General features: G+C 70.7%; 11 protein-coding genes. 5 read left to right on the forward strand and 6 right to left on the reverse strand.

What is annotated here, in order from left to right:
* Positions 1-3 precede the first annotated feature (3 nt).
* Positions 4-900 (forward strand): LLM class flavin-dependent oxidoreductase, encoded by an 897-nt coding sequence (locus tag ACWEQO_RS03880; RefSeq protein WP_361457206.1) that lies wholly within the window; start codon positions 4-6, stop codon positions 898-900.
* 125 nt (positions 901-1025) lie between these two features.
* The gene (locus ACWEQO_RS03885) at positions 1026-1952 is read left to right on the forward strand and encodes an HAD hydrolase family protein (protein ID WP_452979155.1); all 927 of its coding nucleotides are present in this window, start codon (positions 1026-1028) and stop codon (positions 1950-1952) included.
* A gap of 14 nt (positions 1953-1966) precedes the next feature.
* Here ACWEQO_RS03885 and ACWEQO_RS03890 read toward each other — a convergent pair whose 3' ends face one another.
* From ACWEQO_RS03890 to hisC, 5 genes are all read right to left on the reverse strand, one after another.
* Positions 1967-3025 carry a M23 family metallopeptidase gene (locus tag ACWEQO_RS03890; protein WP_361457212.1) on the reverse strand — a complete coding sequence of 353 codons (1059 nt, stop codon included), beginning with the start codon at positions 3023-3025 and terminating at the stop codon, positions 1967-1969.
* Positions 3026-3205: 180 nt separating this feature from the next.
* A complete protein-coding gene (gene cydD, locus ACWEQO_RS03895) occupies positions 3206-6748 on the reverse strand; it encodes a thiol reductant ABC exporter subunit CydD (protein WP_452978622.1) in 3543 nt (1180 codons plus the stop codon).
* Between the two features lie 12 nt (positions 6749-6760).
* Positions 6761-7765 (reverse strand): cytochrome d ubiquinol oxidase subunit II, encoded by a 1005-nt coding sequence (cydB, locus tag ACWEQO_RS03900; protein WP_361457218.1) that lies wholly within the window; start codon positions 7763-7765, stop codon positions 6761-6763.
* An 18-nt stretch (positions 7766-7783) separates the two neighbouring features.
* Complete coding sequence (locus ACWEQO_RS03905) at positions 7784-9289, reverse strand: cytochrome ubiquinol oxidase subunit I (RefSeq protein ID WP_361457221.1); 1506 nt, start codon at positions 9287-9289, stop codon at positions 7784-7786.
* A gap of 344 nt (positions 9290-9633) precedes the next feature.
* Positions 9634-10713, reverse strand: a complete 1080-nt coding sequence (gene hisC / locus ACWEQO_RS03910; RefSeq protein WP_361457224.1) for a histidinol-phosphate transaminase — start codon at positions 10711-10713, stop codon at positions 9634-9636.
* A gap of 511 nt (positions 10714-11224) precedes the next feature.
* Between hisC and ACWEQO_RS03915 the strand changes: the two genes are divergently transcribed.
* The 3 genes from ACWEQO_RS03915 to ACWEQO_RS03925 all read left to right on the forward strand — a co-directional run bounded on the left by ACWEQO_RS03915 (position 11225) and on the right by ACWEQO_RS03925 (position 14753).
* Complete coding sequence (locus ACWEQO_RS03915; protein ID WP_361457227.1) at positions 11225-12331, forward strand: LacI family DNA-binding transcriptional regulator; 1107 nt, start codon at positions 11225-11227, stop codon at positions 12329-12331.
* Between the two features lie 271 nt (positions 12332-12602).
* Positions 12603-13700 carry a metallophosphoesterase gene (locus tag ACWEQO_RS03920; RefSeq protein WP_361457230.1) on the forward strand — a complete coding sequence of 366 codons (1098 nt, stop codon included), beginning with the start codon at positions 12603-12605 and terminating at the stop codon, positions 13698-13700.
* A 183-nt stretch (positions 13701-13883) separates the two neighbouring features.
* Positions 13884-14753 (forward strand): hypothetical protein, encoded by an 870-nt coding sequence (locus ACWEQO_RS03925; RefSeq protein ID WP_452978627.1) that lies wholly within the window; start codon positions 13884-13886, stop codon positions 14751-14753.
* Positions 14754-14906: 153 nt separating this feature from the next.
* Here ACWEQO_RS03925 and ACWEQO_RS03930 read toward each other — a convergent pair whose 3' ends face one another.
* The gene (locus ACWEQO_RS03930) at positions 14907-16310 is read right to left on the reverse strand and encodes a VWA domain-containing protein (RefSeq protein WP_361457236.1); all 1404 of its coding nucleotides are present in this window, start codon (positions 16308-16310) and stop codon (positions 14907-14909) included.
* Positions 16311-16455 lie beyond the last annotated feature (145 nt).

Here is a 16455-nt window from a genome sequence, read left to right on the forward strand (position 1 = left end):
CCCATGCGACTGAGCACTGTGATCCTGCCGATCGACCGCTGGCACGAGGGTGGCCGCGACAAGTGGCGGCGCGCCGAGGAGCTGGGCTTCCACGCCGCCTACACCTACGACCACCTGTCCTGGCGGACCTTCCGGGACGGCCCCTGGTTCGGCGCGGTCCCCACGCTCACCGCCGCCGCGGCGGCCACCGAACGGCTCCGGCTCGGCACACTCGTCACCTCGCCGAACTTCCGGCACCCGGTGACCCTCGCCAAGGAGCTGATCTCCCTCGACGACATCTCCGGTGGGCGCGTCACCCTCGGTATCGGCGCGGGCGGAACCGGTTTCGACGCCACCGCGCTCGGCCAGGAGCCGTGGACACCGCGTGAGCGGGCCGACCGCTTCGCGGAGTTCGTCCCCCTGCTCGACCGGCTGCTCACCGGGGCCTCCGTGTCGTACCAGGGCGACTTCTACGCGGCACACGAGGCCCGCGGCATCCCGGGCTGTGTGCAACGGCCCCGGTTGCCGTTCGCCGTGGCCGCCACCGGACCACGCGGGCTGCGGCTCGCCGCACGACACGGGCAGGCGTGGGTGACCACGGGCGACCCGAAGCTGTACGAGAACGGCACCCCCGAGCAGTCGGTTCACGCCATTCGCGGCCAGGTGGAGAAGCTGGCCGACGCCTGCGCCGCGCGCGGGCGGGACGTGACCGAACTGGACAAGATCCTGCTCACGGGATTCACCCCGGACCGGGGCCGGCCGCTGGAGTCACTGGACGCGTTCGTCGACTTCGCGGGCCGCCACATGGAGCTGGGATTCACCGAGATCGTGCTCCACTGGCCCATTCCGGACTCGGACTTCGCGGCGGACCGGAAGATCTTCGAGCGGATCGCCATGGAGGCGCCGGCGCAGCTTTCCTGAGCAGGAGCCCGGTCGGCGGGACGATGTCCGTGCCCCCGCGGCAACCGCTTCATCGGAGGCTCCGGGGAGCCTCCGAGAGCGGTAACCACTCACATGTGCGGAGTGCCGCACGGTCGTGCGGGCGCATACGGGACAATGACCGGGTGACCTCAGCGATCCGACAGCCCGCCGCTCCGGGCTCTCCCCAGTCCTCGACCTCGCTCGAGCGGGAAGACGGCCCCGTCGCCCCGCCGCGGCTCATCGCCACCGACCTCGACGGCACCCTGCTGCGCGACGACAAGTCGGTGTCCTCCCGCACGGTCGCCGCACTGGCCGCCGCCGAGGAGGCGGGTATCGAGGTTTTCTTCGTCACCGGCCGCCCGGCCCGCTGGATGGACGTCGTCAGTGACCACGTGCACGGTCACGGGCTCGCCATCTGCGGCAACGGCGCCGCCGTCGTCGACCTGCACGGCGGCCCCGGCGCCCACCGCTTCGTGAAGGTGCGGGAGCTCGCCCGGCCGAACGCGCTGGACGCGGTGCGGATGCTGCGCGACGCCGCACCGGGCACCGTCTACGCCGTCGAGCAGACCTACGGCTTCAACCAGGAGCCGGCGTACCCGAAGCTGCACATGGAGATCCCGGACCTCCTGGCCCCGGCCGAGGAGCTGCTGGCACCGGACGCCCCCACCGCCGACGAACCGGTGCTCAAGATCCTCGCCCACCACCCCGAACTCGACCCCGACGCCTTCCTCACCCTGGCGCGGCTGGCCGTCGGCACCCGTGCCAACGTCACCCGCTCCAGCCCGAGCGCCCTGCTGGAGATCAGCGGTCCCGACGTGTCCAAGGCGAGCACGCTCGCCCTGTGCTGCGCCGAACGCGGAATCTCACACGAGCAGGTCGTGGCGTTCGGGGACATGCCCAACGACATCGAGATGCTCACCTGGGCGGGCCGTTCCTACGCGATGGGCAATGCCCACCCGGACGTCCTCGCCGCCGCCTCGGGGCAGACGGTCGCCAACAACGAGGACGGAGTGGCCGTGGTGATCGAGCAGCTGCTCGCGGACCATTTCTGAGTGCCGGGGCTCGCTCAGAGGGTGAGGCCCCGTTGTGCGAGCCACGACACCGGATCCACCGCCGAGCCCATCTCCGGCGTGATGCGCACCTCGAAGTGCAGATGCGGTCCGGTGGAGTTGCCACTGGTCCCGGACTGGCCGATCCACTGCCCGGGCGAGACGCGGTCGCCCTGGTCGACGGCGACGGCGGCCAGATGGGCGTACTGCGTGTAGTAGCCGCCCGTGTGCTGGACCACGATCTCGATGCCGAAGGCCCCTCCGCAGGACACCTTCACCACCCTGCCCGCGCCCACGGACCGCACCGGCGTGCCGATCGGTACCGCGAAGTCCTGCCCGGTGTGCCGGTTCGCCCAGAGTGCGCCGCCACTCCCGTAGGACGCGGACAGCACATAGGTCTCCACCGGTGGCACCCAGGAGTCGGTGAACCGGAACTCCGGCTGGTCGAGCCGTACCGCACCACGGCAGGAGCCGGCTGTCACCGAGGCGTCCGCCTGCCCCTGCAGCTGCCACCGCGCGGTCTCGAGTTTCCGCTCGATGCCGTTCTTCAGGTCGGCGAGTTCCTTGTTCCGCTTCTCCAGCGCTTTCCACGCTTCCGCCGCCTTCGCCTCCTCGCGGGCGATCCGCGCCTCGGCCCGTGCGTTCTTCTCGATCGCGTTGTCGAGGGCCACATGCGCCTTCCACAGGACTCGCTGGCCCCGCATCATCTCCTCGGGGTCGTCCGCGAGGAGGATGTGCGCGGTCAGCGGCACCCCACCACCGGTGCGGTACTGGGACCGCGCGATCCGGCCCAGATCCCCGCGCAGGACAGCGGACTCCTCCCGCTCCCGGTCGAGCAGGTTCTCCAGTCGCTGTGCCTCGGCCTGCTGCCGGTCGGCCTCGCGCCTGCCCTCCTCGTACTTCAGGGTCGCCGCGGCCGCTTCCTCGTAAAGCCGCACCACCTGCGCGCTGACGCCGGACTCCGGACCGTGGCCGGGGGCCCGGGGCACCTCTCCGTCGGTGGGCCGGGCGGCGAGCACGGCGAGCGCGCACAGCGGCACGGCGACGAGCAGCGGATGACGGCGGGTGAGGCGCATGAGAGCGATCCTCGCGCCGCTCGGGCACCCGGGTCCTGTTCATGTCGTACGCCTGGGGGACCGTGCTACCCGGATGGACCAGTGGTACCGCCGAAAAGGATCCCCGACGGTCGGGGTTGACGCCCTGTCACACGTGCCCTCCGTGGTCACGCCGGCGGCGTCCCGGTCCCCGCGTCCCGGTCAGTTCACCACCGCCAGCCGGTCCGACTCGGCCTCGCGCCGCAGCATCCGCCGCAACGGTCCGGCCACGGCGGCCAGTTCCTCGTATGCTCCGCGCTGCACCACGCGTCCCTCGTCCAGCACGATCACCTCGTCCACCGCCGCCAGTCCGGCCAGCCGGTGGGTGATGAGCAGGGTCGTGCGGCCCTCGGTGGCGGCCAGCAGATCGGCGGTGAGCGCGTCCGCGGTCGGCAGGTCGAGGTGCTCCGCGGGCTCGTCCAGCACCAGCACGGGGAAGTCCGCGAGCAACGCCCTGGCCAGCGCCAGGCGTTGCCGCTGGCCTCCGGAGAGCCGTGCCCCGTGCTCACCGACGAGGGTGTCCAGGCCGTCGGGCAGGCCTTCGGCCCACTCCAGGAGCCTGGCACGGGCGAGCGCGTCGCGCAGTTCGCCCTCGGTGGCGTCCCGCTTCGCGAGCAGCAGGTTCTCGCGCACCGAGCTGTCGAAGAGGTGGGCGTCCTGCGCGCACAGTCCGACCAGCCGTCGCACGTCGTCGCCGTCCAGGGCGTACGCGTCCACACCGGCCAGTGTGTACGAGCCCGCTCCCGGGTCCAGGAACCGCAACAGCACCTGGGCGAGCGTCGTCTTGCCGGAGCCGGACGGGCCGACCACCGCGACCCTCCGGCCCTCCTCCAGCCTCAGGTCCAGCCCGGCGAGCGCGTTCCGTTCCTGCCCGGCGTGCCGGGCCTCGAGCCCCTTGACCACGAGCGGGAACGGCGACGCGGGCGCCTGCCGGGGCCGTTCCGGCTCCTGTACGGGCACCGGGGCGTCCAGCACCTCGTACACGCGCTCGGCGCTCTTGCGCACCCGCTGCCGGTGCTGCACGGCGAGCGGCAGTCCGAGTACGGCCTCGAAGGCCGCCAGCGGGGTGAGGACGACAACGGCCAGCGCCACGCCGTCCAGCCGGCCGGCGGAGACCGCCTGCACTCCGACGAGGGCCGCGGCCGTGACGGTCAGGCCCGAGATCAGTGCGGTGAGTCCGTCTCCGAGGGCGGTGGCGGTGGCCGCGCGCGAGGCGATCCGGGTGAGCACTCCGTCGGCCCGCCGTGTCTCCGCGGTCCGCGTGGGCAGGGCGCCCGCGACCGTCAGCTCCGCGGTTCCGGTGAGCAGGTCGGTGACGCGGGTCGCGAGGACTCCGCGGGCGGGCGCCAGTCGGCGCTCCGCACGCCGGGCCACGGCGCCCGTGATCGCCGGTACACCGGCTCCCGCCGCGAGCAGTCCGGCCGCGAGCACCGCTCCGGCCTCGGGGAGCAGCCAGGCCGTGAAGCCGACGGACAGGGCCGAGACGACCACCGCCGCACCCGCCGGAAGCAGCCAGCGCAGCCAGTAGTCCTGCAGTTCGTCCACGTCGGCGACCAGCCGGGAGAGCAGATCGCCCCGGCGTGTCCCCCGCAGTCCGGCAGGGGCCAGCCGCTCCAGCCGCCGGTACACGGCGACCCTGGTGTCGGCCAGCGTCCTCAGCACCGCGTCGTGCGACACGAGTCGCTCGGCGTACCGGAACACGGCCCGGGAGATGCCGAAGGCCCGCGTCGCCGTCACGGCGATCATCAGATAGAGCACGGGCGGCTGCTGCGAGGCCCGGGAGATGAGATATCCCGACGTCGCCATGAGGCCCACGGCGCTGCCCAGCGCGATGCTGCCGAGTACCAGCGCGAACATGAGCCGCCCTCGCCGGGCACCGGACAGGGCGCGGACGCGGGCCAGCGCTCCCCGCGCGCCGGTCTCCGCGCCGGTTTCTGTCGGGGCGTCCTCCGTCCCGGATCCCGCCGTGCCCTCGACGGAGGCGGAAGCGGCGCCGGAGGAGTGTTCGGCGGGCAGGGGCTCCCGGTCGACGTCGGCGTGGTCCTCCGGTCCGGACCGCGCCCGGTCCCCGGGGGCGGGCTCCGTGACGCGCACCACGCGGTCCGCCACCGCCAGCAGGGCGGGCCGGTGTGCCACCAGCAGCACGGTCCGGCCGGCCGCCAGCCGCCGTACCGCCGCCACGACCTCGGCCTCGGTGGCCCCGTCCAGCGCGGCCGTCGGCTCGTCGAGCAGCAGCACGGGCCGGTCCGCGAGGAAGGCACGGGCCAGCGCGAGCCGTTGCCGCTGTCCTGCGGACAGTCCCGCCCCGTCCTCTCCCAGCACGGTGTCGGCGCCCTCGGGCAGCGCGTCCACGAATTCCAGGGCACCCGCGTCCCGCAGGGCGCGGCGGACGGCTTCGTCGTCCGCGTCGGGCCGGGCCAGGCGTACGTTCTCGGCGATCGTCCCGGCGTACAGGTGCGGTCGCTGCGGCACCCAGGCCACCCGGCTGTGCCACTGCGCCGGATCGACACCGGTGAGGTCGGCTCCCCCGATCCGCACCCGTCCCTCGGTCGGCCGTACGAAGCCCAGCAACACGTTCAGCAACGTCGACTTGCCGGCCCCGCTCGACCCGACGAGCGCGACCGTCTCCCCGGGCTCGACGGAGAAGGACACCTTCGACAAGGCGTCCGCCGACCGTCCGGGGTAGCGGACGGTCACGTCCTCGAAGGACAGGGCGCCCGACGGCACCGCGCCGGTGCCCGGCGTCGGCGCGGGTGTTTCCAGAACCGAGAAGATCTCCTCGGCGGCGGCCAGCCCTTCCGCCGCGGCGTGGTACTGCGTACCGACCTGCCGCAGCGGCAGATACGCCTCGGGCGCGAGGATCAGGATGACCAGGCCGGTGTACAGGTCCATCTCGCCGTACACGAGCCGCATGCCGGTCGTCACGGCGACCAGCGCCACCGAGAGGGTGGCCAGAAGTTCCAGCGCGAAGGAGGAGATGAAGGCGATCCGCAGGGTCCGCATGGTCGCCCGGCGGTATTCGGCGGTGATCCGTCGGATCGACTCCGCCTGCGCCTTGGCCCGCCCGAACACCTTCAGCGTCGGCAGTCCGGCGACGACGTCCAGGAAGTGACCGGACAGCCGGGACAGCAGCTCCCACTGCCGGTCCATCCGGGACTGGGTGACCCAGCCGATCAGCACCATGAAGACCGGGATGAGCGGCAGCGTGACGACGATGATCGCCGCCGAGACCCAGTCCTCGGTGACGATCCGCGCCAGCACCGCCACCGGGACGACCACAGCGAGCCCCAGCTGGGGCAGATAGCGCGAGAAGTAACCGTCGAGGGCGTCGACCCCACGGGTCGCCAGGGCGACCAGCGAACCGGTCCGCTGCCCGGTCAGCCACCCCGGGCCGAGCGCCGTGGCCCGCTCCAGCAGTCGGCCCCGCAGCTCCGACTTGACCGCCGCGCTCGCCCGGTGCGCGGCCAGCTCGGTGAGCCAGCCGACCACGGCGCGGCCGACCGCGACACAGGCCAGGAGCATCACGGGAGTGCCGAGTTCGGCCAGGGCCAGACCGTGCTGGAAGGCGCCCACCACCACCTCGGCGATGAGCATGGCCTGAGCGATCACCAGGCCCGCGCCGAGGGCGCCCAGGGTGACGACCGCCACCAGGAAGAACCGAGTGGCACGGGTGTAGCGGAGCAGTCGCGGATCGATCGGTTTCACGTGAAACACACCTCAGTGCACGGGGTCGGCGATGTGCTGGGTGCCGATCCGCTTGCGGAAGACCCAGTACGTCCAGCCCTGGTAGAGCATGACGAACGGCGTGGCGATCACCGCGAGCCAGGTCATGATCTTCAGGGTGTAGGGGCCGGAGGAGGCGTTGGTGACGGTGAGGCTCCAGTCGGCGTTCAGCGTGGACGGCATGACGTTCGGGAAGAGCGTCAGGAAGAGCATCGCCACGGCGGCCACGATGGTGACGCCGGACAGGGTGAACGACCATCCCTCGCGTCCCGCCCGGTTGGCCGCCAGGGCGCCGACCAGCGCGGCGACCGCGACCACCAGCGCGACCAGACTCGCGCCGTCACCGCCCTCGGCCTGCGTCCACAGCAGGAAGACCAGGGCCAGGACGGCCGTGGCCAGCCCCACGCGCTGTGCCAGCTGCCGTGCCCGCCCCCGGATCTCGCCGACGGTCTTGAGCGAGGCGAACACCGCACCGTGGAAGGTGAAGAGCGTCAGCGTGACCAGACCGCCCAGCAGGGCGTACGGGTTGAGCAGGTCCCAGACATTGCCCACGTACTCGAACTCGGAGTCGATCTTCACTCCGCGCACGATGTTCCCGAACGCCACGCCCCAGAGGAAGGCGGGGATGAGCGAGGTCCAGAAGATCGCCGTCTCCCAGTTGCGCTGCCAGCGCTCCTCCGGCCGCTTCGCCCGGTACTCGAAGGCGACACCCCGGACGATCAGGCAGACCAGAATGACCAGCAGCGGCAGGTAGAAGCCGGAGAAGAGCGTGGCGTACCACTCGGGGAAGGCGGCGAAGGTCGCGCCGCCGGCCGTGAGCAGCCACACCTCGTTGCCGTCCCAGACGGGACCGATGGTGTTGATCAGCACCCGCTTCTCGGTACGGTCCCGGGCTAGCAGCCGGGTGAGGATCCCGATCCCGAAGTCGAAGCCCTCCAGGAAGAAGTAGCCGATCCACAGGACGGCGATCAGGACGAACCAGACGTTGTGCAGTTCCATGACTGTGGCTCCCTCGGCCTAGTACGAGAAGGCCATCGGCTTGTCGGCGTCACGGGGATCGCCGCCGATCTTCGTGGGCGGGTTGAGGTCGGCCTCGGTCAGCTCGGGCGGACCTGCCTTGACGTACTTGGCGAGCAGCTTGACCTCGATGACGGCCAGGACGGCGTAGAGCAGGGTGAAGACGCTCATCGAGGTGATGACCTCGGCCTGGGACACACCGGGGGAGACCGCGTGGCGGGTCTGCAGCACGCCGTAGACGACCCAGGGCTGTCGGCCCATCTCGGTGAAGATCCATCCCCAGGCGTTGGCGATCAGCGGGAACGCCATCGTCCAGAGCGCCAGGCGCCAGTACAGCCGGGTGAGCCGTGCCCCGAGCGGCTTCTTCAGCAGCACCAGATGCGGGACCTCGTCCTCCCCGGTGCGCAGGGCGGCCGGCAGCAGGAACCTCTTCCGGGTGAGCCAGAGCCCCAGCAGGGCGAGCGACAAGGACGCCATGCCGAAGCCGATCATCCAGCGGAAGCTCCAGTAGGCGACGGGGACGATGGGCTTGTAGTCACCGGGCCCGAACTCCTCCTGCAGGGCCTCATTGGTGTCGTTGATCCCGGGCACGTGCGACTCGAAGTCACCGTGGGCGAGGAAGGACAGCAGCCCGGGGATCTCCAACGCGACCTCGTTGTGCCCCTTGTCGACGTCTCCGTACGCGAACACGGAGAACGGTGCCGGTCCCTCGCCGTCCCACAGCGCCTCCGCGGCGGCCATCTTCATCGGCTGCTGCTCGTACATGACCTTGCCGAGGGTGTCCCCGCTGACCGCGGTGAGCAGCCCGCCGATCGCCATGGTGACCAGGCCGAGCCGGAGCGACGTCCGCATCACGGTGATGTGCTTCTTGCGTATCAGGTGAAAGGCCGCGATGCCCACCACGAAGGCGCCGCCCGTCAGGAAGGCCGCCGCGAAGCTGTGGAAGACCTGGTTGAGCGTGGTGTTCTGGGTGAGCACCAGCCAGAAGTCGGTGAGCTCGGCGCGGCCCTTCTCCTCGTTGATCCGGTAGCCGACCGGGTGCTGCATCCAGGAGTTGGCCGCGAGGATGAACCAGGCGGACAGCAGGGTGCCGAGCGAGACCATCCAGATGCAGGCCAGGTGGATCTTCTTGGGCAGCTTGTCCCAGCCGAAGATCCACAGGCCGATGAAGGTGGACTCGAAGAAGAAGGCGAGCAGGGCCTCGAAGGCGAGCGGGGCGCCGAAGACGTCACCGACGAACCGCGAGTAGTCGGACCAGTTCATGCCGAACTGGAACTCCTGCACGATGCCGGTGACCACGCCCATCGCGATGTTGATCAGGAAGAGCTTGCCCCAGAACTTCGTCGCCCTGAGGTACTTCTCCTTGTCGGTGCGCACCCAGGCGGTCTGCAGCCCGGCGGTGAGGGCGGCCAGTGAGATCGTCAGGGGAACGAAGAGGAAGTGGTAGACGGTGGTGATACCGAACTGCCATCGCGCCAGGGTTTCCGGCGCCAGAGCCAGGTCCACGTCGTCGCTCCTTACATCGCTGCGTCACAGCGGCCGCTTGATCCTGTTCGTCCCCCACATTTCGGAAGAAACAGGATGCGCTTGTGAACGCGTTCACATTCACAAGCAATTATGACCTACTGCTTTTCGCATCCGGAAGGGGGGTCCCCTGTGACGTCAACCCCTTGAGCGTCGCTCTGTGGGGCGGAGCCGACGTGAGGCGGCCTGGAAAAGGTCCGCGAGCGGCTCGGAGGAGACGAGCCGACGACAAGCCGCCCGGGGGAGGAACGTCGACAGCCGGCCGACGGCTGATCCGTCGGCCGGCTGTCACGGCCGTGGGACCGAGGCGGTCCGGGCCCGGGCGGCTACAGCTCCCTGCGGAAGGCCTCCGTCACCTTCAGGAAGATGTCATTGGCCTCGGTCTCGCCGACCGTCACCCGCGTCCCCTCCCCGGGGAACGGCCTGACGACCACACCCGCCTGCTCACACGCCTGCGCGAACGCCGCCGTGCGCTCCCCCAGCCGCAGCCACACGAAGTTGGCCTGGCTCTCGGGCACCTTCCAGCCCTGAGCGCGCAGCGCGTCCATGACCCGGTTGCGTTCACACACCAGTGAACCGACCCGGCCGATGAGCTCGTCCTCGGCACGCAGCGAGGCGATCGCCGCGTCCTGCGCGAGCTGGCTCACGCCGAACGGCACCGCCGTCTTGCGCAGCGCCGCGGCCACCGGCTCGTGGGCGATCGCGAAACCCACGCGCAGCCCGGCCAGCCCGTAGGCCTTGGAGAAGGTCCGCAGCACACAGACATTGGGCCGCTCCCGGTAGATCTCCACACCGTCCGGCACCTCGGGGTCACGGATGAACTCACGGTAGGCCTCGTCGAGCACCACCAGGACGTCGCGGGGCACCCGGTCGAGGAAGCGCTCCAGTTCGGCCCGCCGCACCACCGTGCCGGTCGGGTTGTTGGGGTTGCACACGAAGATGAGCCGGGTCCGGTCGGTGACCGCCTCGGCCATCGCGTCGAGATCGTGCACGTCGCCCGGGGTGAGGGGCACCTGCACCGGGGTGGCGCCGCTGATCCTGGTGATGATCGGGTACGCCTCGAACGAGCGCCAGCCGTAGATCACCTCGTCGCCGGGGCCCGAGGTGGCCTGCAGCAACTGCTGGGCGATGCCCACCGAACCGGTGCCGGTGGCCAGGTGGGAGACCGGGACGGCGAAGCGGTCGGCCAGCTCCGCCATCAGGGCCGTGCAGGCCATGTCGGGGTAGCGGTTGAAGGAGGACGCCGCGGAGGCGATGGCCTCCATCACCCCGGGCAGCGGTGGATACGGGTTCTCGTTGGAGGACAGCTTGTAGGCCACCGGACCATCGGCCGCCGCCGGCTTGCCCGGTTTGTACGTGGGGATACCCTCCAGCTCGGCGCGCAGTTTGGGGCTCGTCTCGCTCACCGCAGTCCTCCTCCGAAGACCGGCGGCCCATGACTGCCGCCGACATCCAATACTGCTCACCTTATGAGGATTCGACGCGACGGAGTAGAGACGCCGCTACGTGAGGGCACCGCCGCACAAGGGCGCCGTTGCGTGCGCGCGTACAACGGCAGCAGGAGCCGCCTCCGCTCCCTTCGCTTCCACCGCTTCCTCCGTCCCTTCAGCAACAGGGGCATCCCCGTGTGAAGGCTCACAAAGGGCGCCCGGCCCGGGGGCGCGCCGCACATATATCTACGCGCCGGTGGCTTGCGCCGTGGCGCGCATCCCCCATGCAGGTGAGTTGAGACCTCTTCGCAACATCCCCCCCTCAGCAGGCTTGCACGCGCCGACACGTCAGGTCTTGGCATTGGAACGTTCAACATCCTTGCTTTGCAAGGAACTCACCCGTTAATGATCATGCAGAAACGTGCCTGTCAACGCATGCATATGCGTCCGCCCTACCCCACCGCATGAGCCCTACTATCGGCTCGCCATGACAGCAGCAGGGAAGCACCAGGTGAGCCGCGCGGAAACCTCACGCCGAGGCAGCAAGCCGGGTCGAGCGGGCATCAGGGACGTGGCCGCCGCCGCCGGAGTCTCCATCACGACCGTCTCCGATGCCCTCAACGGCAAGGGCAGGCTCCCGGACGCCACCCGGCGCCACGTCCGCGAGGTCGCCGACAGACTGGGCTACCGGCCCTCGGCCGCCGCCCGCACGCTCCGTACCGGCAAGTCGGGACTCATCGGCCTGACCGTGACGACGTACGGGGAAGAACCTTTCACCTTCACGGAGTTCGCGTACTTCGCCGAGATGGCGCGTGCCGCCACCTCCGCCGCGCTCGCCCGCGGCTACGCCCTCGTGATCCTCCCCGCGACCTCCCGGCACGACGTGTGGTCCAACGTCGCTCTGGACGGCACGGTCGTCATCGACCCCTCGGACCAGGATCCGGTCGTCAGTGAGCTGGTCCGGCAGGGCTTACCGGTCGTCTCCGACGGCCGCCCGGCCGGTTCGCTCCCGGTCACGGCCTGGGTGGACAACGACCACGAGGCCGCGGTGCTCGGCATCCTCGACCACCTGGCCGCCGCGGGGGCCCGTCGCATCGGCCTGCTGACCGGGACCACGACCGACACCTACACCCACCTGTCGACCACCGCGTATCTGCACTGGTGCGAGCGCGTCGGCCAGGACCCGGTCTACGAGTCCTACCCGGCACACGATCCGTGCGCCGGCGCCGTCGCCGCCGACCGGCTGCTCGCCCGCCCCGACCGCCCCGACGCCGTCTACGGCCTGTTCGATCCCAACGGCACCGATCTGCTCGCCGCCGCGCGCCGCTACGGCCTGCGCGTCCCGGACGACCTGCTGCTCGTCTGCTGCAGCGAGTCCACCGTCTACGCCAGCACCGAGCCGCCCGTCACCACGCTCTCGCTCAAACCACGACGCATCGGCACCGCTGTGGTCCAGCTGCTCATCGACGCCATCGAAGGGGTCGATCCGGAACACACGGTGGCGCAGGTGATACCCACCGAGCTGATCGTGCGCACCTCGTCGCAGCGCCGGCCACCGCGCACCACGGTCAGCCCGCCGCGATCGCCGGCCTGACCGGCAGGGAAACCGCGGATCCCCGTAAAGGACGACCGGGCCGACCGCCCGAACACGGACGTACGCGGTCCACGGAGGAGCCGACGCGGCCGGGTGGCCTCACCACGAGCAAAAATGCCGACAAACGGGGTGAAAGCCGCGGCGAGTCGGCGTCTTGGTCCGATTCACCACCCCTGGGTCATCACATGGCACGATCCGCGTTCCTATGATGGGCCCACGACACCGCGGGCCGCTGCGACCAGGCAGTCCGACGCGGTGCAGCTGCGGCTTGATGGTGGAGGGGTCGATGACTCAGGGGGCCGGTCAGGGACCCGGGGCGGAGCGCACACCGACGGTGCGCGACTTCCGGGTGCCCGCGTACATCCACGAGACCGGTCCGTACGCCCACAGCATGCACCCCGGAGACGCGGCGGCGGCCCCGCCGCCCTCGGAGAGCCTCCCGGAGGGATACACGCCCACGCGTCGGGACCTCCCGATCATCAATCGGGGTGACACTGTGCAGGTGATCGTCGACCCCGCGGCCGTCTCCGCCCCACAGCCCCCCACCGGGCCCGGCCCGCTGTACGTGGTCGGGGACGTCCACGGGTACCTCGACGAACTGGTCGCCGCCCTCCAGGAGCAGGGCCTCATCGACTCCGCGGGCCAGTGGTGCGCCGGCCCCGCCCGGCTGTGGTTCCTCGGGGACTTCACCGACCGGGGACCGGACGGCATCGGCGTCATCGATCTCGTGATGCGGCTGTCCGCCGAGGCCGCCGCGGCCGGCGGCTACTGCAAGGCCCTGATGGGCAATCACGAACTGCTGCTGCTCGGCGCCAAGCGGTTCGGCGACACCCCCGTCAACTCCGGAGCGGGCACCGCCACCTTCCAGGCGGCCTGGCTCCTCAACGGCGGGCAGAAAGCCGACATGGACCGGCTCCAGGACCACCACCTGCAGTGGATGTCCCGCCTGGACGCCGTCGAGGCCGTCGACGACCATCTCCTGCTGCATTCCGACACCACCGCCTACCTCGACTACGGCCACTCCATCGAAGAGGTCAACGACACCGTCCGCGAAACGATCACCCGCAATGACGCCGACGAGGTCTGGGACCTGTTCCGCAAGTTCACCAAGCGGTTCTCCTTCCGTGACGAGGGGGGCGCCGAAGCGGTGCGCTCCCTGCTGAATACGTACGGCGGCACCCGGGTCGTTCACGGCCACAGCCCCATTCCGTACCTGCTGGGCGAAGTCGGTTCCGAGGACGGCGGGGACGACAGCGGTCCCGTCGTCGAGGGCCCGCACGTCTACGCCGAGGGACTGGCCATCGCGATGGACGGCGGCGTGACGATGGCCGGAAAACTGCTGGTCCAGAAGCTGCCACTCGCCAAGTGAGCGGGCTTCGGGCCGGGTGTCGCCGGCCCGGGACCGCACCGGACAGCGGCCAATTTCGGTAAACCCCCTGTCATGGCGCACCGTCAGCGCTCTACCATCGGCTTATCCGTAGCAGGCTCCCCTCCGTTTCTGCCCGACGGCTCGTCGGCATGTCGAGCCACAAGCCCTACGGAGCATCGGGGGATGCACATGAACAGCGTTCCGCAGCACCTGTCGACCGAGGACCGCCAGGAATACGAGCGGATTCTCGATGAGGTACTGCGCTCCGCACCACACCGCCCGGAGCTGACCGCTGTCGGTCAGCGGCTCGATTCCGAACAACTGCGCACCATGGCCCTCAATGCCACCGCGATCATCACGGCGGCCGCGGCGACCGAGTACCAGCACTACACCAAGGTCCGCAAGGAACTGCGCCGGCAACGGGAGTCGGCCACCCCGGCCGTGGGCGAGTCGGGCTCCTCCGAGCCGGAACCCGGCGCGGCGGGGCTCGCCGCCGCCATGGGAGAGGTCGCCGAGACCACGGGCGCGGGTGTGGTCGCCGTCATCGCCGTTCTGGCACCCGTCCTGGCCGGAACGGCGGCCGTGATATTCCTGCTCGTCGGCTACATCCTGCGCATGCTCGACTCCGGCGCGGCCTTCACCCGGACCATGCTCACCACGGGCTGGACGTTCGTCGCCGTGACCGCGGTCGCCATCCTGGTCGCCGCCGTGGGCCTGCTCCTCACCGCGCTGCGCAACAAGCCCTCGGCCCGGAACGGGCCGTACCCGGAAGTCGACAAGGAGTTGGCCCTGGCCAGGGACGCCTGGCACGAGGCACTGCTGGAGCGGGGGATCATGCCGTTCCTGCGGGACGCCCTCACCGATCCCGGCACGGCGGCCGCACTGCGCTCCGCGGCACCGTCCGAACCGACCAGCCGTATTCCGAACCTCGGCTACCACCGGCCGGGATTCACCAGCCCCGGCCACGGCCCGACCCGCGGCCCGCGGCCGAGCTACTCGAGCCCGGACTACAGCAGCCCGGACTTCGGAGGACCGGAACACCGGCCCGAGTAGTCGGACGCAGCCGAGGCCCCGGCCCGGTTCCGGAGTCGTCGGCCGGCGCGCCCGGGCCAGGTCGTGTCCGGGGCAGGTCGTGTCCGGGGCAGGTCACGCCCGGGACAGGTGGTCACCGGGTCAGATCATCACCCGGTCGGGCCGTGCTCCCGGTCACAGGATGCCCGCCCGGCTCGCAGCCGTGATCCACAGCGGGAACTCGGACAGCAGACGGTCGTACAACTCCGGGTCCGGCACGGTGGCGATGTCGTCGACGGCGAAGAAGCCGACGTTGTCGACGCGGCGTCCGGGCAGCGTGTCGAATCGTTCCAGCACGCCGTAGTTCGACCGTCCGAGCCCCACGAACTGCCAGAAGACAGGTTCCTCCACCGCTTCGCGGAGCTCCCGCTCGATCTCGGTGTTCCGGTAGACCCCGCCGTCGGAGAAGAACAGCACGAGCGTCGGGGCCGCCACGGGATTGTTCCTGACGAACGAGCGGATCTCGGCGATGACCTTCTGTTCCTCGTTCTGGATGCCGACCTCCCGCATGTCGACCTGACGTGGGTCCAGGCCCTTCTTCCGCCCGCGCCGGAAGAGGCTCATCTCCCCCACCCGCACGTGCAGCCGGAGCCAGTCGGGCAGCTCGCCCAGCCGCAGGTCCGGCAGCCGTGCCGGATGCGAGGCGAACGTCCAGGCCTGCATCTCACCGTCGTCGTCCAGCTGCGCGGCGACCGCGGTCATGCGCTCGACGACGTCCGCCACGACTCCCCTGGAGTACTGGGGCGCCATGGAGCCGGAGGCGTCCAGTACGAGGACGACGCGCGCGGTGGTCTCGGCGGCCCCGTGCTTGCGCAGACTGACGGCCACCTGCTCCTTGCGCAGCGACAGCCGCTTGCGCATGTCCACCGGCAGCCGCTCCTCTTCCTCGGTGAGGCGCGGAGCGGCCGGAACCGGAGGCGCCGGAGCGGGATGCACCGGAGCGGCGGCGGCAGGTGTGACGGGGGACGCGGCGGCCGGGGTCACGGCGGCGGGGGCCGGCGGGGGAGCGTCGTCCACGGTGATGCCGAAGTCGGTGGCCAGTCCCGCGAGTCCGGAGGCGTACCCCTGGCCCACCGCGCGGAACTTCCACTTCCCCTGGCGCCGGTACAGCTCGCCACCGATGAACGCGGTCTCCGTGCCGGCCACCATGTCGAACCGGGCGATCTCGGCCCCCGCCCCGGCGTCGATCAGCCTGAGCACCAGCCCCGGGACCTGGCCGAAGGTCCCGCCGTCGGACGACGCGCACAGCGCGATCCGCTCAACGGCCGGTTCCAGCAGGCGCAGGTCGACCTCGACCGTGTCGGTCGCGGTACCGACGGAGCTCCGCTTCCCCAGATGCGTCACAGCGTCGGAGCCGTGCCGCGGCTGGTTGTAGAAGACGAAGTCGCCGTCGTTCCGCACCCGTCCGGCCGCCGTGAGCAGGAGGGCCGACGCGTCGATGTCGGGCACACCGGCCCCGGCGGTCCAAGCAAGCTCGGCGCGCACCACCGGGGCGTCGACGGGAAGGTTGGACCCCTTGCTCATTGATTGCGCTGTCATGGCACACAGTCTGCCGATCCGTCCCCATGAGCGGCGAGGGGGGCGGGTTCGAACCCGCCCCTGCAAGGGCTGCCGTTCGGACTGCCCGGTCGGGGTCGACATGGCCACCTACAAGGCGGAGTTCCTCCACCACCACTACGCCGGC

The organism is Streptomyces sp. NPDC004051 (assembly GCF_053604275.1).

What these genes read in the sequence shown, in the direction of transcription:
- ACWEQO_RS03880 (WP_361457206.1), top strand. Translation starts at nt 4, where the DNA reads ATGCGACTGAGCACTGTGATCCTGCCGATCGACCGCTGGCACGAGGGT.
- ACWEQO_RS03890 (WP_361457212.1), bottom strand. Translation starts at nt 3,025, where the DNA reads ATGCGCCTCACCCGCCGTCATCCGCTGCTCGTCGCCGTGCCGCTGTGC.
- cydB (WP_361457218.1), bottom strand. Translation starts at nt 7,765, where the DNA reads ATGGAACTGCACAACGTCTGGTTCGTCCTGATCGCCGTCCTGTGGATC.
- ACWEQO_RS03915 (WP_361457227.1), top strand. Translation starts at nt 11,225, where the DNA reads ATGACAGCAGCAGGGAAGCACCAGGTGAGCCGCGCGGAAACCTCACGC.
- ACWEQO_RS03920 (WP_361457230.1), top strand. Translation starts at nt 12,603, where the DNA reads ATGGTGGAGGGGTCGATGACTCAGGGGGCCGGTCAGGGACCCGGGGCG.
- ACWEQO_RS03925 (WP_452978627.1), top strand. Translation starts at nt 13,884, where the DNA reads ATGCACATGAACAGCGTTCCGCAGCACCTGTCGACCGAGGACCGCCAG.
- ACWEQO_RS03930 (WP_361457236.1), bottom strand. Translation starts at nt 16,310, where the DNA reads ATGACAGCGCAATCAATGAGCAAGGGGTCCAACCTTCCCGTCGACGCC.